This is a genomic window from Corallococcus llansteffanensis, assembly GCF_003612055.1.
Lineage (GTDB): Bacteria > Myxococcota > Myxococcia > Myxococcales > Myxococcaceae > Corallococcus > Corallococcus llansteffanensis.
Genome location: NZ_RAWB01001011.1, coordinates 1 through 1,517, shown reverse-complemented (window position 1 = coordinate 1,517; position 1,517 = coordinate 1). Strand labels below are relative to the sequence as shown.

Sequence of the window (1,517 nt, the reverse complement as noted above, 5' to 3'; positions counted from 1 at the left end):
CTATGGAGCCGCCTTCGGCGTCACACTCTTCATGCTCCTGACGATGGTCGCCTTCGTGGCGGTGACCCGCTGGAACGCGAACGCCCTGTCCCTTCGGGACGCGAGGCACCACCAGGTGGAGCAGTCGCTGCGGCTGTCGGAGGCGCGCTTCAGCGGCATCATCTCCAACGCGGCGGACGCCATCATCTCCATCGACTCCGCGCAGCGCATCCTCCTGTTCAACGCGAGCGCCGAGCGCATCTTCGGCTACGCCGCGAGCGAGGTCCTGGGCCAGCCCTTGGACGTGCTCCTGCCCGAACGCTTCCGGGCGGTCCACGCCCGGCACGTCCGGCAGTTCTCGGAGGGCCGCACGACCTCCCGACAGATGGGGGAACGGCTGCCCATCTCCGGCCGGCGCAAGGGCGGCGAGGAGTTCCCGGCGGAGGCGAGCATCTCGAAGTTGGACGTCGATGGGGCCTGGTTCCTCACCGTCAACCTGCGGGACATCACCGCGCGCAGGCTGGCGGAAGACGTGCTGCGCAACAGCGAGGAGCGCTTCCGCGCGGCCTTCGAGTACGCGCCCATCGGCATGGCGATGGTCAGGCTGGACGGGCGGTTCCTCCACGTGAACGCCGCGCTCTGCGACATCGTCGGCTACTCGCAGGAGGAGATGCTCTCCATGACGTTCGGGGACCTCACCGTGTCGGAGGAGCTGCAGACGGACCTGCTGAACGCGATCCGGCTGGAGAGGGGAGACATGGACACCTTCCAGCGGGAGAAGCACTACCGCCACCGGGACGGCCACATCCTGAACATCCAGTTGACGGCGTCGGTGATCCGCGACGCCCAAGGCGAGCCGCTCCACTTCATCTCGCAGATGCAGGACATCACGGAGCGCAAGCAGATGGAGCAGGCGTGGCGCTTCCTGGCGGAGGCGGGCCCCCGGCTGGCGGCGTCGCTGGAGCCCCAGGCGACGCTGGCCACGGTGGCGGCGCTGGCCGTGCCGGCGCTGGCGGACTGGTGTGTGGTGGACCTCCTGGGGGACGAAGGACGCGTCCAGCGGGTGGAGAGCGCGGCGGCCACGCCGGAGCTGAAGCGGAGCCTGCGGGAGCTGATCACCACCTACCCAATGGATCCGTTCCGCCCGGGACGGCTCACCAGCTCCGTGCTCCAGACGGGGAAGCCGTTGCTGTTGCCGGAGGTCTCCCCGGAGCTGCTCGAAACCGCGGCGTATGACGCCGCTCACCTGACGCTGCTCCGCCGCCTCGCGCCCCTGTCCAGCATCATCGTGCCGCTGAAGACCCCGTCGCGCATCCTGGGCTTCGTCCTCCTCTCGACCTCCGGGTCCGGGCGCCGCTACGGAGCCCGCGAGCTCGCGCAGGCGGAGGAGCTGGCGCGCCGGGCCGCGAGTGCCCTGGACAACGCCCAACTGCACGAGAAGTCCGAACAGGCCACGCGCATCCGCGACGAGGTGCTGCGCATCGTCGCCCACGACCTGCGCGCGCCCCTCAACGTCATCGCGCTGAGCGCCGGGAAGC

1 protein-coding gene is annotated in these 1,517 nt (G+C 69.9%); it reads left to right on the top strand.

From position 1 onward, the window contains the following. Window positions 1–31: 31 nt before the first annotated feature. On the top strand, window positions 32–1,517 hold a 1,486-nt coding region (locus D7V93_RS42935), incomplete at its 3' end, for a PAS domain S-box protein (protein ID WP_244237850.1).